At 73.7% G+C, this 14,571-nt stretch carries 12 protein-coding genes and 2 pseudogenes; 9 read left to right on the forward strand and 5 right to left on the reverse strand.

Annotation, left to right across the window (positions count from 1 at the left end; genetic code table 11):
• Genes ACWCHM_RS14165 through ACWCHM_RS14190 form a run of 6 tightly spaced genes read left to right on the forward strand, consistent with a single transcriptional unit; the run spans position 1 to position 5,309 of the window.
• A complete protein-coding gene (locus tag ACWCHM_RS14165; protein WP_228544614.1) occupies positions 1-792 on the forward strand; it encodes an ABC transporter ATP-binding protein in 792 nt (263 codons plus the stop codon).
• Positions 789-1,649: an ABC transporter permease gene (locus ACWCHM_RS14170; RefSeq protein ID WP_454222701.1), complete on the forward strand. Its 861-nt coding sequence runs from the start codon at positions 789-791 to the stop codon at positions 1,647-1,649. Before ACWCHM_RS14165 ends, ACWCHM_RS14170 begins: the two co-directional genes overlap by 4 nt.
• The gene (locus ACWCHM_RS14175; RefSeq protein ID WP_204961123.1) at positions 1,646-2,725 is read left to right on the forward strand and encodes an ABC transporter substrate-binding protein; all 1,080 of its coding nucleotides are present in this window, start codon (positions 1,646-1,648) and stop codon (positions 2,723-2,725) included. The genes ACWCHM_RS14170 and ACWCHM_RS14175 overlap by 4 nt, the downstream gene beginning before the upstream one ends.
• Positions 2,725-3,507, forward strand: a complete 783-nt coding sequence (locus ACWCHM_RS14180) for an HpcH/HpaI aldolase family protein (protein ID WP_204961122.1) — start codon at positions 2,725-2,727, stop codon at positions 3,505-3,507. Before ACWCHM_RS14175 ends, ACWCHM_RS14180 begins: the two co-directional genes overlap by 1 nt.
• Complete coding sequence (locus ACWCHM_RS14185; RefSeq protein ID WP_281898170.1) at positions 3,504-4,166, forward strand: SDR family NAD(P)-dependent oxidoreductase; 663 nt, start codon at positions 3,504-3,506, stop codon at positions 4,164-4,166. Before ACWCHM_RS14180 ends, ACWCHM_RS14185 begins: the two co-directional genes overlap by 4 nt.
• Positions 4,167-4,205: 39 nt before the next feature.
• Complete coding sequence (locus ACWCHM_RS14190) at positions 4,206-5,309, forward strand: LacI family DNA-binding transcriptional regulator (RefSeq protein WP_454222702.1); 1,104 nt, start codon at positions 4,206-4,208, stop codon at positions 5,307-5,309.
• Positions 5,310-5,396: 87 nt separating this feature from the next.
• On the opposite strand, the gene ACWCHM_RS14195 is transcribed toward ACWCHM_RS14190, so the two are convergent.
• From ACWCHM_RS14195 to ACWCHM_RS14215, 5 genes and pseudogenes are all read right to left on the reverse strand, one after another.
• A complete protein-coding gene (locus tag ACWCHM_RS14195; protein WP_281898174.1) occupies positions 5,397-6,623 on the reverse strand; it encodes a glycosyltransferase in 1,227 nt (408 codons plus the stop codon).
• Positions 6,623-8,993: pseudogene (locus ACWCHM_RS14200) on the reverse strand (glycosyltransferase family 39 protein). Before ACWCHM_RS14200 ends, ACWCHM_RS14195 begins: the two are co-directional and overlap by 1 nt.
• A gap of 167 nt (positions 8,994-9,160) precedes the next feature.
• Positions 9,161-10,624: pseudogene (locus ACWCHM_RS14205) on the reverse strand (HAMP domain-containing sensor histidine kinase); the annotation flags it as partial.
• Between the two features lie 37 nt (positions 10,625-10,661).
• Complete coding sequence (locus tag ACWCHM_RS14210; protein ID WP_454222704.1) at positions 10,662-11,408, reverse strand: response regulator transcription factor; 747 nt, start codon at positions 11,406-11,408, stop codon at positions 10,662-10,664.
• A 154-nt stretch (positions 11,409-11,562) separates the two neighbouring features.
• Positions 11,563-11,796 (reverse strand): hypothetical protein, encoded by a 234-nt coding sequence (locus ACWCHM_RS14215; RefSeq protein WP_204961115.1) that lies wholly within the window; start codon positions 11,794-11,796, stop codon positions 11,563-11,565.
• Positions 11,797-11,994: 198 nt separating this feature from the next.
• Here ACWCHM_RS14215 and ACWCHM_RS14220 point away from each other — a divergent pair, with 198 nt between their 5' ends.
• The 3 genes from ACWCHM_RS14220 to ACWCHM_RS14230 all read left to right on the forward strand — a co-directional run bounded on the left by ACWCHM_RS14220 (position 11,995) and on the right by ACWCHM_RS14230 (position 14,553).
• Complete coding sequence (locus tag ACWCHM_RS14220) at positions 11,995-12,945, forward strand: serine/threonine-protein kinase (RefSeq protein WP_454222705.1); 951 nt, start codon at positions 11,995-11,997, stop codon at positions 12,943-12,945.
• Positions 12,946-13,022: 77 nt separating this feature from the next.
• Positions 13,023-13,448, forward strand: coding sequence for an OsmC family protein (locus ACWCHM_RS14225; protein WP_454222706.1), 426 nt, complete (start codon positions 13,023-13,025; stop codon positions 13,446-13,448).
• Positions 13,449-13,722: 274 nt separating this feature from the next.
• The gene (locus ACWCHM_RS14230) at positions 13,723-14,553 is read left to right on the forward strand and encodes a hypothetical protein (protein WP_454222707.1); all 831 of its coding nucleotides are present in this window, start codon (positions 13,723-13,725) and stop codon (positions 14,551-14,553) included.
• Positions 14,554-14,571: the final 18 nt, after the last annotated feature.

Genomic DNA, 14,571 nt, shown 5'->3' on the forward strand with positions numbered 1-14,571 from the left:
ATGCGTATCGAGATCGACAACGTGGCCAAGGGGTATCCCCGGGCCGACGGGAGCCGGCTGTCCGTGGTCGGCAGCCTCAGCACCACGATCGAGGCGCAGGAGTTCATCTGCGTGATCGGTCCGAGCGGATGCGGCAAGTCGACGCTGCTCGGCCTGCTCGGCGGGCTGCGCCGGCCGGACGACGGGGAGATCCGGTTCGTCGGGGAGCGCACCGCCGCCGGCCCGCTCACCTCGATCGTCTGGCAGGACTACGCGCTGATCCCGTGGCGCTCCATCGCCGACAACGTGGCGTTCGGCCTGGAACTGCGCGGGGTGCCCGCCGCCCGGCGGCGGGAGGTGGCCCGGGAGCACCTGACGATGATGGGCATCGAGGCGTTCGCCGACAACAAGCCGCACGAGCTGTCCGGCGGGATGCGCCAGCGGGCCGGGATCGCCCGCGCGCTGGCCAGCGACCCCGAGGTCCTGCTGATGGACGAGCCGTTCGCGGCGGTGGACGCCCAGACCCGGACCCTGTTGCAGGACGAGCTGCTCCAGGTCTGGTCGAGGCACCGCAAGACGGTCCTGTTCATCACGCACAGCATCGAGGAGGCGCTGCTGCTGGCGGACCGGATCATCGTGCTCGGTCCCCGGCCGACCCGGGTGGTCGAGGAGATCCGGGTGCCGTTCCCCCGGCCGCGTACCCGCGACGTCGAGTTGGACCCGCGGTTCACCGAGTTGAAACGCCACCTGTGGGCGCAGTTGCGGGACGCCACCCTGGCGGCCGAGTGGGCGGAAGCGAAGGGGGACCGATGAGCGAGCAGAGCGTGCCGACCCAGGAGCGGACGACCGACGAACCCGTGGTCCGCTACGCGGTGGACCCCCGCGCGGAACGCCCACCGGGTCGCGGGTTCAAGCTGCTCAGCAGCGGGCTGGGCAGCATGGTGCCGGTGGTCGTGGTGCTGGCGCTGTGGCAGGTCGGCAGCATGGCCGGGCTGATCGACAAGACCTTCTTCCCGGCCCCGTCGGAGTGCGTGCAGGCCCTGGTCGACCTGTTCTCCTCCGGGGAGCTGCTGCCGAACATCGGGATCACCGCCCAGCGCATCCTGCTCGGTTTCCTGCTCGGGGTGATCCCGGCGACGCTGCTGGGCATCGCGATGGGACGGTCGCGGTGGGTGCGGGTGCTGATCGATCCGCTGATCGCCATCACGTACCCGATCCCGGTGGTGGCGATCCTGCCGCTGCTGCTGGTCATCTTCGGCACCGGTGGCCGGCCGATCGTGGTGCTCGCCGGCATCATCTCGTTCTTCCCGGCGGTGGTGAACGCGATGTCCGGGGTGCTCCAGGTCGACGAGCGGCTGATCCTGATGGCCCGCAACCTGGGCGCCGGTCGGCAGCAGATCCTCTGGAAGATCGTCCTGCCGGGGGCCCTACCGTCCATCTTCGCCGGTATCCGGCTGGCCGCGGGGCTCGCCCTGCTGGGCACGATCGCCGGTGAGTTCCTCGCCGCCAGTGACGGCGTCGGGTCGATGACCTGGCGGTACTGGCAGATCTATCAGATCGACAACATGTACGCCACGCTCGCGGTGATCGCGGCGATGGGCTTTTTCCTCACCACGGTGACGCTGCGCGTGCAGCGGCGCTTCTTCAGCTGGACGGAGGGCCAATCATGACAATCAAGAACAAGGGTGTCATCGCCGCGCTGTTGGGGGCGAGCCTGCTGCTCGGCACCGCGGCCTGCGGTGACGACGCGGAGTCGACAGGCTCCGGCGGTACCGACAAGGTGACTGTCAACTCGCTGGAGATCCTCTCGCTGGCCCCGATGATGGTGGCCGACGCGAAGGGCTTCTTCGGCAAGCACCAGGTCGAGGTGGAGTTCAGCAACGCCGACATCTACTCCCGGCTCGCGGTGCAGGGTCAGGGCAAGCTGGACGTGAACATCCCGGGCACCGGTGGCGCGTTGTTCAACGCGGTCAACCAGGGGCTGCGGGTGCGGGCGGTGGCCGACCGGCAGCAGTACCGGTGTGCCTCGGACAACCTCCTGCTGGCCCGGACCCAGGCCTTCGACGGCGGCCTGAAGAGCGTGGCCGACCTCAAGGGCAAGAAGGTCGCCATCCTGGCCAAGGGGTCGACCACCGAGTACTGGCTGGACCGGGCGCTGGGTGAGGTCGGGCTCAAGCAGTCCGACCTGGGGCAGATCGTGACCCTGAGCTACCCGGACACGGCCAACGCGCTCAAGAGCGGTGCGGTGGACGCCGGCTTCGTGGTGCAGCCGCTGGCGTACCAGCTCATCACCGACGGGCAGGCCAAGCGGGTGCTGGCGATGAACGAGGTGGCCCCGAACCAGGAGCAGGGCCTGATCACCATGTCGCAGGACTTCATCAGCAAGCGGCCCGAGGTCGCGGCCCGGTGGATGGCCGGCTGGCTGGAGGGTGTGCGCTACTACCAGGACCCGGCCAACAAGGACGACGTCATCAAGATCGTGGCCGAGCGGACCAAGGTGCCGGCGGAGACGATCACCAAGCTGTACGGCACCGACCAGTGGCCGTACATGGACCCGAACGGCCGGGTGGACACCGCCACGGTGGTCGCCGAGGACGGCAAGTGGCTGCTCGACAACAAGATCATCGAGAAGCTGCCCGAGGTCGGTGAGTGGCACGACGGTTCCGTCGTCGACGCCGCCCTGAAGATCGTCGGCGAGGTGCCGGTCAACCGTGACTGCGGCAGCGTCCAGAAGCTGGAGTCCTGATGTTTCCCCGTCCGAGCCGGCTGGCCGAGGTGTTGCGCGACGGTGGCGTCGCCCTCGGCAGCCTGACCCTGCTCCAGGAACCGGCGATCGGCGAGATCCTCGGCGCGCTCGGCTACGACTTCCTGGTCGTCGACACCGAGCACGCCGCGGCCGACGAGCAGAGCGTGCTGGCGATGGTCCGGGCGGCCGGCTCGGCGGGGACCACCCCGCTGGTCCGGCTGCGCCGGATCGAGGAGAAGGACCTGCTCTGGTCCCTGGACAGCGGTGCCGGCGGGGTGGTGCTGCCGCTGGTGGAGACCGGCGCGCAGGCCGTCGAGGCAGCCCGGCTGACCCACTACCCGCCGGTCGGCGACCGGACGCTGTGCTCGGCGGCGCGGGCCGCCGGGCACGGCACCGCCCGGGGCGACTTCGACCGCTACCTGACCTGGGCCGGGCAGAACACCACGGTCGTCGCCCTGGTCGAGACCCCCACCGGACTGGCCAACCTGGACGACATCCTCGCCGCCGACCTCGACGTGCTGATGCTCGGCCGGGCCGACCTGTCGGTCAAGCTGGGCCTGGGCTACCAGCCCACCCATCCGGAGGTGGAGAAGCACGCGGTCGACTTCGTCGAGCGGGTCGTCGCCGCCGGCCGGGTCGCCGGCATGCTGGCCTACTCCGCCGAGGAGGCCCGCCGCTGGATCGACCGGGGCGTCCGCTTCGTCGTCTACTCCCAGCCGGAGATGCTGCTCTCCGACGCCTACCGGCGGGCCCGCGACGAGATCCTCGGCGGTACGTCGTGAGCCTGCTGGTGACCGGCGGAGCCAGCGGCATCGGCGCGGCGGTGGTCGCCACCGCCCGCGCCCGGGGCGAGACGGTGCACGTGCTGGACGTCTCCACCGGCGTGGACGCCGCGGACCCGGTCGCGGTCGGCGAGTTCGTCGACGCGATCGGCACCCCGACCCGGGTGGCCCACCTGGCCGGGGTGGTCAGCGCCGGTGGCATCGAACAGACCAGCCTCGCCGAGTGGGAACGCACCCTGCGCAACAACCTCACCGCCGCGTTCGTCGTCAGCCAGGCCGTGGTGCCCCGGATGGCGGCGGCCGGCGGCGGATCGCTGGTGCTGATGAGCAGCCTCAACGCCCGCGACGGCGGCACCCGGCTGTCGGGCACGGCGTACGCGGCGGCGAAGGCCGGGGTGCTGGGCCTGATGCGCCACCTGGCCGTCGACTTCGGACCGCAGGGGGTACGGGTCAACGCCGTCGCGCCCGGCCCGGTGGCCACCCCGATGCACGACCGGCTCACCGCCGAACAGAAGGCGCGGCTGCGGGCCCGGATGCCGCTGGGCCGGGTCTCCTCGGCACAGGAGATCGCCGACATCGTGCTGTTCCTGCTCTCCGATTCCTGCGCCACGGTCACCGGCATGACCTTCGATGTGAACGGGGGCAGTCATCTCAGCTAGGTTGCCGGGTACGGGTACCGGTCCGGCACGGGAGGCACAGTGAACAAGCGGGTGACCCTGCGCGATGTCGCCGGCCACTGCGGTGTGCACGTCTCCACGGTCTCCCGGGTGCTACGCGGCGACGACGTCCGGGTCGCCCCGGCGACCGCGGCCCGGATCGTCGCCGCCGCCCGGGAACTGGGCTTCCACCCGGACCGTTGGGCGGCCAGCCTGCGCAGCGGCAAGACCGGGGTGATCGGCGTGCTGGTGCCCCGGATCACCGACATCGTGCTGGCCACCGTCTTCGAGGGCATCGACGCCGCCGCTGCCGCCGCAGGCTACCAGGCGGTGGTCAGCAGCAGCTGGGACGACGACGAGGCGCGGGCGGTGCGTATCCGGCGGTTGATCGGGGAACGGGTGGACGGGCTGATCATCGGCGACGCCCGCCGCAACGATCCGATGCTGGCCCGGCTGGCCGCCGACGGGGTTCCGTTCGTGCTGGTCAGTCGGGCCTCCCGGGGTTTCCCCTCGGTGACCGGCCGGGACCGCCTCGGTGGTCGGCTCGCCGCCGAGCACCTGATCGACGTGGGCTGCCGGCGGCTGGCGGTGATCGCCGGTCCCGGGCACGCCAGCACCTCCGCCGACCGGGTCGCCGGCTTCCTCGCCGCGGCGAAGGCCCGGGGCGTGCCGGTCGACCCCCGGTGGGTCGCACCGTCCACCTTCGACGTCGCCGGTGGGGCGTCGGCGATGGCCGGGCTGCTGGACACCGGCCGCCCCGACGGGGTCTTCGCGGTGAACGACTTCGCCGCGATCGGGGCGATGGGCACCCTGCGCGACCACGGCCTGCGGGTTGGCCGGGAGGTGGCGGTGGTCGGCTACAACGACATCGACGTGGACGCCCAACTCCTGGTGCCGCTCACCTCGATCCGTACCCCGCTGCGGGACATGGGCTCGCAGGCCCTGCACGCCCTGCTCACCCTGCTCGGCTCGGGCAGCACCACGTCGGTACGGCTGGACCCGGAACTGGTCGTCCGGGCGACCACCGCCGACTTCTCCCCCGGGGCCACGGAGCCGGTGGCGCGTACCGTCGCGCTGCCCGAGGTGCCCCACGGAGAACACCTACGAGAGCACTCCGCGGGCGCGGTGGTCACCCCGGTGAACTGACGCCCGGCCGACCCGGTCCTGCGGCCCCCCGCCGCACGGCCGGTGCCGGCAGGGCGCGGAGGTCGCCCCGCCCCGCCGCCCGGCCGGTCAGGCCCGGCGGTGGTGCATCGCCAGGCGCAGCAGCAGGAACCGCAGCGCCGTCGCGGCCAGGTTCGCGACCACCAGCACGGCCAGTTCGACCGGCCGGGACGGGGTGCCGGCCGCGTGCAGGGCGGCGAGCGCGCCGCTGGTCAACGCCAGGCCGAGGGCGAAGGCGAGCAACCCCTGCAGGTGGTGCCGGCCGGCGGCCCGCCGGCCGGTGATGCCGAAGGTGAGCCGGCGGTTCGCCGCCGTGTTGCCCACCGCCGTCACCAACAGCGCCAGCAGGTTCGCCGGTTGCGCGCCGAGCATCCCCCGGGTCGCCACGAACAGCACCAGGTACGCCACCGTGCTGACCACGCCGACCAGGGCGAACCGGGCCAGCTGGCCGGGCAGCCCGGCCGGCACCCGCGCCGGTGCGGCGGCCAGCGGTGCCCGGCCCCACTGGGCGCGCAGCGCGGCCAGCGGCAACGCCCCGGTGACCAGGGCCCGCCCCAGCCGGCCGATGCCGCGCAGGTCGGCCAGGGCGGTGGCCACGATGTCGACCCGGCTGTCCGGGTCGTCGACCCAGTCCACCGGCACCTCGTGGATGCGCAGTCCGGCGCGCTGGGCGAGCACCAGCAGCTCGGTGTCGAAGAACCAACCGGTGTCCTGCACCAGCGGCAGCAGCTCCCGGGCCACGTCGGCGCGGATGGCCTTGAAGCCGCACTGCGCGTCGGAGAACCGGGCGGCGAGAGCGCCCCGCAGCAGCAGGTTGTAGGCCCGGGAGATCACCTCCCGTTTGGCGCCCCGCACCACCCGGGAGGTCCGGGCCAGCCGGGTGCCGATGGCGAGGTCCGAGTGGCCGGAGATGAGCGGGGCGACCAGCGGCAACAACGCGGCCAGGTCGGTCGACAGGTCCACGTCCATGTACGCCAGCACCGGGGCGTCCGACGCCGACCAGGCGACCCGCAGGGCCCGGCCGCGTCCCTTGGCGGTCAGGTGCCGTACCTCGACGTGCGGGAGTTCGGCGGCGAGCGCCTCGGCCACGGCGAGGGTGCCGTCGACGCTGGCGTTGTCCGCCACGGTGATCCGGAACGGGTACGGGAAGTGCGCACTGAGGTGCTGGTGCAGCCGACGTACGCAGGGACCGAGGTCGGCCTCCTCGTTGTAGACCGGCACCACCACGTCGAGCACGGCGGTCGGCGTGCCGGTCCGGGTTTCGACGGCGGGCCGGGGGCTGCCGATCGTGGTCATCACTGTGCCTCCTGTCCGGCGCTGGTCAGGTCGTAGACGGTGACTCCGTCGACGGTCTGCGCGGTGAAGTTCTCGGTGACCCAGGTGGTGATCTCCTGGGAGGCGGAGCTGCCGCCGTTGGCCCGGAAGCCACTCCCGCCGATGAAGTAGTGGATCTTCCCGGCCGCCACGTACTCCTGGAACCGGGCCAGGGTGGGCGACGGGTCACTGCCGTTGAAGCCGCCGACCGCCATCACCGGACGGCCGGTGGCGAGCTGGTAGCCGGAAGCGTTGTTGGAGCCGACGGTCGCCGCCATCCAGGTGTAGTCGTCGGCGTCGGCCGTCAACAGCGCCTTCAGCGCGGCGCTCGGCTCCCGGGAGTCGAGCAGGCCGCCCATCCCGCCGGCCATGCGTCCCTGGCCACCCCCGGTACGCCCACCGTCCTGGCCGGTGCCCCCGTCCTGACCGGTGCCGCCGTCCTGGCCGGTGCCGCCGGGGAGGCCGGGGAACTGGCCGGTGCCGCCGTTGGCGGTACCGCCGGGGAAGCCGGGGGGCTGACCGTTCTGGCCGGTGCCGCCGTCCCGGTTGCCGCCCGGGAAGCCACCACCAGGGAAGCCGCCACCACCGGGGAACTCCATGCCGTCGCCCATCCGGCCGCCGGGCCCGCCACGACCGGGGCCGAAGCCGCCCTGCACGGCCGGGCCGGCGGTCGGGATGGCCCCGGTGTGCGGGGTGCCGGCGGTCTGCGCCGCGTACGCCGCCGGGCCGGCCAGCGCGACCGACGCGCCCAGCACCAGCACCACCGGCACCAGACGCCGGGGCAGCCGCCGGGTGAGCAGGATCAGCACCGCCACGGCGAGCCCGCCGACCAGCACGGCCGGCCGTAGCCAGGGCTGGAAGTCGGCGCTGCGGCCCAGCAGCCGCCACGACCACCAGGCGGTCACCGCAAGGGTGACGGCGAGGGTGCCGGTGGCGAACCACCCCCGCCACCGCAGCGACCGGCGACCACCGGTCACCGGTGCGGTCACGGGGGCCGTCGCGGCGTCGACACCCGGGGCGGCGGTCGGCGCGGTGGGCACCGCGGAACCGGTGACCGGGGGTGACGGTTCCGGCGGCGGCCCGGCGTTCCCGCCAGAGCAGGACGGTGCCGATGCCGACCAGCGCGCCGACCGCCGGGGCCAGGGCCACCGTGTAGTAGGCGTGGAAGATGCCGGACATGAAGCTGAAGATCAGCCCGGTGACCAGCAGCCAGCCGCCCCACAGCAGCAGCCCGGCGCGACGGCGGTCCGTGCGCGCCGCCCGACCCGCCAGCACCAGGCCGGCGACGAGCAGGATCAGCGCGGCCGGCAGCAGCCAGGAGATCTGGCCGCCGACCTCGGTGTCGAACATCCGCAGCCAGCCGGTCTGTCCGGAGAACGGCCCACCGCCGCCGCCCATCCGGCCACCGCCGACGCTGCCCTCCTCGTCACCGGTGATCCGGCCGAGACCGTTGTAGCCGAGGGTCAGCTCCAGGATGCTGTTGTTCTGCGAACCGCCGATGTACGGGCGGGCGCTGGCCGGGACCAGCTCCACGGTGGCCACCCACCAGCCGGCGGCGACGACCAGGCCCAGGCCGGCCAGCAGCAGCTGCCGGATCCGCCGCCAGAAGCCGGTCGGCGCGGCCAGCAGGTAGACCCCGGCGAAGACCGGGATCACCAGGAACGCCTGGAGCATCTTGGTGAGGAAGCCGAAGCCGACCAGCACCCCGACCAGCACGATCCACCGGGTGCTGGCCGTCTCCACCGCCCGGACCGTGGCGTACGCCCCGAGCACCAGCAACAGGACCAGCAGCGCGTCCGGGTTGTTGAACCGGAACATCAGGGTGGCGACCGGGGTGAGCGCCAGGACCGTCCCGGCGATCAGGCCGGCGGCCGGGCCGTACCAGCGGCGGACGGTGGCGTACAGGACGCCGACCGAGGCGACGCCGAGCAGCGCCTGTGGCACCAGGATCGCCCAGCTGTTCAGCCCGAAGATGCGTACCGACAGGGCCATCAGCCACAGCGCGGCCGGCGTCTTGTCGACGGTGATTGAGTTGGCCGCGTCGGAGGAGCCGTAGAAGAACGCCTTCCAGCTCTCGGAGCCGGCCTGCACCGCCGCCGAGTAGAACGAGTTCGCCCAGCCGGACTCCCCCAGGCCCCACAGGTAGAGCAGGCCGGTGCCGAGCAGCAGCACCGCCAGCGCGGGTCTCACCCAGCGCGGGTCACGTCGTGGTGGGGCGTCGTCTGCGCCCGGGTGGACCGACGCCGACCGGGCCGGCGGTACGGTCGCGGCGTCGGGCTGGCCCGACGGCGGTGCGGTCGCGGCGTCCGGCGCGCTGGCCGGCGTCGTCAGCAGGCTCTCGGTTCTGTCCATACGGCCAGCCTGGCCGGGCCGGTTGGGTCGCTCCCGTGCCCTGGCTATGCGTTGGCTGTGGAATCCGGCGGCCCCGCTGCGCCGGCCTCCGGCAACGCGGGGGCGACGGAATGACGCGACGAGGGCGCGGCGGAATACGGCGGCGTGGGCGGGTCGGCGTCCCGCGGTGCGGGCCCGGTGGAGTCCGGCAACCGCACGGTGAAGACGGTGCGGCCCGGTCGGCTCTCCAGGGCGACGGTGCCGTGGTGGGCCTCCACCACGGCGGCCACGATGGCCAGGCCCAGGCCGGTGCTGCCGTGTTCCCGGGACCGCGAGCTGTCGCCCCGGGCGAACCGTTCGAAGACCTCGTCGCGCAGCTCCGCCGGCACCCCCGGGCCGTCGTCGGTGACGCTGATCTCCACTGCCCCGGGCACCGGGGCGAGCCGGGTGGTGACGATGCTGCCGGGTGGGGTGTGCACCCGGGCGTTGGCCAGCAGGTTCGCCACCACCTGGTGCAGCCGGACGGCGTCGCCGGGCACCTCCACCGCCTCGTCGGGCAGGTCGAGCTGCCACCGGTGTTCGGGACCGGCCACGTGCGCGTCGCTGACCGCGTCGACCACCAGGGCGGTCAGGTCGACCGGCCCGGTGGCCAGCGGCCGGCCGGAGTCCAGCCGGGCCAGCAGCAGCAGGTCGTCGACGAGGCTGGTCATCCGGGTGCTGGCGGATTCGACCCGGCGCAGCGCATGGGCCACGTCCGGGGGCACCCGGTCGCGGCCCCGCCGGGCCACCTCGGCGTAGCCCCGGATCGCGGCCAGCGGGGTACGCAGCTCGTGCGAGGCGTCGGCGACGAACTGGCGTACCCGGGTCTCGCTGGCCTGGCGGGCGGCGAGCGCGGCGGCGACGTGACCCAGCATCCGGTTCAGCGCCGCGCCCACCTGGCCCACCTCGGTACGCGGATCGGTGTCGGCGGCGGGCACCCGTACCGACAGGGCCACCTCGCCCCGGTCCAGCGGCAGCTCGGCGACCCGCCCCGCGGTGGCCGCCACCCTGTTCAGCGGGCGCAGCGTGGCCCGGACGATCAACGCGCCCAGGCTGCCGGCGACGAGCAGTCCGGCGGCGGCGACGCCCGCCTGGGCGACGACCATCCACCAGACGGTCTCCTGCACGAGACTCAGCGGGATGGCGAAGACCAGGATGTCGCCGCCGGGAACCTGGCGGGCCACCGCCCGGTAGTCGCCCCGCTCGCCGAGGTCGACGGTGTGCGGCCTGCTGTCGGCGGGCAACCTGGTCAGCGGGGCGACGTCGGCGGCGGTGAGCGCCTCGGTCGTGCCGGAGGCGCTGCGGATGCGGGCCGAGGGCTGCTCCTGCGGGATGATCCGCATCCCGATCGAGCCGACCGGGTAGGTCGGTGGCGGGTCGGGTTGCCCCTGCCGGCCGCTGGCCTGGTCGAGGGGGCGGGGCTGGCCCGGGGTCCGGTCCCAGGGCAGCCGGGTGTCGAATCGGCGGTTGTCCCCGACGAGCTGGGTGTCGACCTGGGTGATCAGGAAGTGCCGCAGCGCGACGGTGGTCAGCCCGCCGATGCCGACGCTGACCAGCGCCAGCAGCGCGACCACGGTGAGCACCAGCCGGCGACGCAGTGACCAGCCCGCCAACCGGTGAGCCAGCCGGCGGCGGAGGCGACCGACCGGGTCACGGCGCGGGCTTGAGGACATAGCCGGCGCCGCGCAGGGTGTGGATCATCGGCGCGCGTCCCACGTCGATCTTCTTGCGCAGGTACGAGATATACAGCTCGACGACGTTGGCCTGCCCGCCGAAGTCGTAGTTCCACACCCGGTCCAGGATCTGCGCCTTGCTGAGCACCCGGCGCGGGTTGCGCATCAGGTAGCGCAGCAGTTCGAACTCGGTGGCGGTCAGGGTGATCAGGTCGTCGCCCCGGCGTACCTCGTGGCTGTCCTCGTCGAGGGTGAGGTCGCCGACGGTGAGCACGGCCTCCTCCCGGGCGGTCACCGCGAAGCCGGTACGCCGCAGCAGGGCGCGCAGCCGGGCGATGACCTCCTCCAGGCTGAACGGCTTGGTGACGTAGTCGTCGCCGCCGACGGTGAGCCCGGCGATGCGTTCCTCGACCGCGTCGCGGGCGGTCAGGAAGAGCACCGGCACGGTCGGGGTGTGCTCGCGCAACCGGCGCAGCACCTGGAAGCCGTCCAGGTCGGGGAGCATCACGTCGAGCACCACCGCGTCGGGCTGGAACTGGCGGGCCGCGCTCAGCGCCGCCATCCCGTTGCCCGCGCTGCGCACCTGCCAGCCCTCGTAGCGCAGCGCCATCGACAGCAGGTCGGTCAGGGTGGGTTCGTCGTCGACCACCAGCACCCGGACGGGTTCGCCGTCCGGGCGGCGCAACTCGATCCGGTGCGGTGCGGTCTGCCCCTCGGTCACCATGCCCCCATCGTGGGACCGGTTACTGGCGCTGCCCTGTGCCCATCCTGTGCGCCCGCTGTGCGCGCGGCCCCACTCGACCGTACTCGGCCGGGCGGGGCCGGGGGGCGGTTCCCCGGATCGCGCCCGGTCATGCACGGGCCGGTGCGGCGGGCGGTTACTGGCTCATACCGGTCGGGTAGGTGTGCACGAAGGACATCGTCCAGTGGTCGTCGCCGGCCGGCTGGTCTCGCTGGTAGAGGTGGTCGGGGCCGCCCCCGCCGGGGGCCGGTGGGGCGTCCGGGTGGCGCAGCACCCAGCGGGCGGGCGGCGTCCCGGCCGGGTCGGCCGGCAGAACACGGACCAGGTCGTGGGCCGGCCCGCCGACGAAGCGTACGGTCACCTCGCCCATCGGGGCCTCCCTCCGGCCGGCGGTCGCGGGCCACTGACGGCAAGCTACCGCACCCGGGGCCCGGCCGGGGTGGCTCGACCGGGTCCACCCGGGTCCGGGGCGCAGCGGGCACGGTTTGCCCAGCGCAGCGGCCGGGTACCGGCTCGACAGCGCCATCGCCACCCCGGCGACGCGGTCGGCATGGACGGGAGCGGGTCGATGAGGACGCTGGCCGGGCGGTACCAGCTCGAACAGCGCATCGGCATGGGTGGGATGTCGGAGGTCTGGCGGGCCCACGACGTCGTGCTGGACCGGCCGGTCGCGGTGAAGCTGATGTCCCCCGCCCACCGGGGTGAGCAGACCTCGGTCGAACGGATCAGGGCCGAGGCCCGGTCCGCCGCCCGGCTGGTGCACCCGAACGTCGCCAGCGTGCACGACTTCGGCACCTCGACGCCCCTGCCCGGCCGGGAGCTGCCGTACATCGTGATGGAGCTGGTGGAGGGCGAGACCCTCGCCGCGCACCTGCGGGCCGGCCCGCTGGACTGGCGGATCGCGGTCCGGGTCTGCGCCGAGGTGGCCGCCGCGCTCGCCGCGGCGCACGCCCACGGGATCGTGCACCGCGACGTCAAGCCCGCCAACGTGATGCTCACCCCGTCGGGGGCGAAGGTGCTCGACTTCGGTATCGCCACCCCGGCCGGAGCGCCCGACCACAGCCCGGACGGCATGCTGGTGGGGACCCCGGCGTACCTGGCGCCGGAGCAGTTCGACAGGCAGCCGGCCACCCCCGCCGCCGACATGTACGCCCTCGGTGTCCTGCTCTACTACTGCCTCACCGGACGACTGCCGTACGCGGCGGGGACCACCGCCACCCAGCTGGTCGGGGCCCGCCGCAAGATCACGCCGGAGCCGCTGCCGCCGGTCGCGGGGCTGCCGCCCGAGGTGGCCGACCTGTGCCGGCGCTGCCTCGCCGACGACCCGCGCGAGCGGCCCACCAGTCTGGTGGCGGCCCTGGAGCTGGCGGAGGTGGTCGACGCCCGGGTCTACGTGCCGATGCTGGCCTCGGTGCCCCGGCCCCGCGCCGCGCCGGTGTCGCCGTGGACCGAACGGGCGGCGGCCGAGGCGACCGAGGCGGTGGCGTTGCCCGACTGGTCCCGGACCGGACAGGTCTGATCCCGGCCGTCGGCGTGTCCCGGGCGTTTCACCCGTTCGTGGCCGGGAACCCGGCCGACGGATGAGGGGGGAACGCGATGCCGGATCCGAGTTCCTGGCTGCACGAGGCCAGCGCGACCGCCACGGGCGGGCACGTACGCACCGACGACGGCGAACTGTCCACCGCGCTGGCGTCGCCGCTCGCACCGCACTGCACCGGGTTGACCCCGGAGCAGCTGCTGGCCGCCGCCTTCGCCTCCTGCCTGCACCACGCGGCGGTCGAGGCGGCCGGGGAGATCACCGACGAGGCGCACACGGTGCAGGTGACCGCCGAGGCGAAGCTGGGGCGCGACGACGACGGCCGGTACCGGGCCGACGTGCACGCCAGCATCTCCTCGGCCGGGTTGAGCCGGGGGCAGTTGGCCGAGCTGGTCGCGTACGCCGACCGGCTGTGGCCGTTCTCCAGCGACGACAGCAGCCGGCACCGGCTGACGGTGAGCGCGGCCGAGAACGGCAGGCACTGAACCGGCGAATCCCGCCACGTCCGGGTGAGCCGGTCCCATCGGGTCGGCGGAACCGGCTCACCCGTTCGGCGGAGGCCCGTCCGGCGGCACCGCCAGGGCCGCCGCCCGCCCGATTCCTCCGCGCTTCGACGGTCAGGACCGACAAATACCGCCTAACCGTTTCGCGGCTTTGGCACGGCGATACGGGGAATATCCGGGCGGATTCCGGCCGATTGTGGCGTAGGCCACCCATACCGCCGCCGGTCTACGGCCGAAACCTCTCTAACCTCGTCGGGTGCACCCCGACGAGACCGCTGCGCGGCAACCGCCCCGGAACCGCCCGACCACCCCTTCGACCCCGGAGGCCTCGGACGAACGGAGGATCGGCCGGCACCGCGCGCCGGAGCCGCCCCGCCGGGGTGCCCGTGCCACGCTCGCCTCGACCCCCGCCCGGATCGCCCTCGTCGGGGGTGTGACCTGCTGCCTGGGGCTCGTCGCGCTGGCCGGGATGCACCGGGTCGACAGGCAGCCCCGGCCGGTGCAGGAGGTGCTGGCCGACCGGGCCATCGACGAGCAGCGGGCCTCCCGGGCCCGGGAGCGCACCGCCCTGCCGTCAGGCGCCCCCACCTCCGCCGACCCCGCCCCGTCGGCGAGCCGCACCGCCACACCGAAACCCCAGCGGCCGGCCCGACCCCGCCCGGTCGCCGGGCTCACCCCGGTACAGATGGCCAACGCCCAGGTGATCGTCGAGGTCGGCGTCGAGCTGGGGGTGCCGCGCCGGGGCCTGGTGGTCGCCGTCGCCACCGCGATGCAGGAGAGCGACCTGCACAACCTCGCCAGCGACGTGCTGCCCGAGTCGTACGAGCACCCGCACCAGGGCAGCGGTTCGGACCACGACTCGGTGGGCCTGTTCCAGCAGCGCCCGAGCAGCGGCTGGGGCACGGTCGCCGAGTTGATGCGCCCCACCTACGCGGCGCGGGCGTTCTACTCCGCGCTGGCCGAGATCCCCGGCTGGCGGCAGCTCAGCATCACCGCCGCCGCGCAGGCCGTGCAGATCTCCGCCTACCCGGGTGCGTACGCGCGGCACGAGGACCGGGCCACCACCGTGGTCGACGCGCTGACCTGACCCGGCACTGCCGGCACC

Source organism: Micromonospora sp. SCSIO 07396 (genome assembly GCF_053667945.1).

Excerpts from the sequence above, each read along its gene's own strand:
- ACWCHM_RS14165 (WP_228544614.1), top strand. The coding sequence starts at position 1 with ATGCGTATCGAGATCGACAACGTGGCCAAGGGGTATCCCCGGGCCGAC.
- ACWCHM_RS14170 (WP_454222701.1), top strand. The coding sequence starts at position 789 with ATGAGCGAGCAGAGCGTGCCGACCCAGGAGCGGACGACCGACGAACCC.
- ACWCHM_RS14175 (WP_204961123.1), top strand. The coding sequence starts at position 1,646 with ATGACAATCAAGAACAAGGGTGTCATCGCCGCGCTGTTGGGGGCGAGC.
- ACWCHM_RS14180 (WP_204961122.1), top strand. The coding sequence starts at position 2,725 with ATGTTTCCCCGTCCGAGCCGGCTGGCCGAGGTGTTGCGCGACGGTGGC.
- ACWCHM_RS14195 (WP_281898174.1), bottom strand. The coding sequence starts at position 6,623 with ATGACCACGATCGGCAGCCCCCGGCCCGCCGTCGAAACCCGGACCGGC.
- ACWCHM_RS14210 (WP_454222704.1), bottom strand. The coding sequence starts at position 11,408 with ATGGTGACCGAGGGGCAGACCGCACCGCACCGGATCGAGTTGCGCCGC.
- ACWCHM_RS14215 (WP_204961115.1), bottom strand. The coding sequence starts at position 11,796 with ATGGGCGAGGTGACCGTACGCTTCGTCGGCGGGCCGGCCCACGACCTG.
- ACWCHM_RS14220 (WP_454222705.1), top strand. The coding sequence starts at position 11,995 with ATGAGGACGCTGGCCGGGCGGTACCAGCTCGAACAGCGCATCGGCATG.
- ACWCHM_RS14225 (WP_454222706.1), top strand. The coding sequence starts at position 13,023 with ATGCCGGATCCGAGTTCCTGGCTGCACGAGGCCAGCGCGACCGCCACG.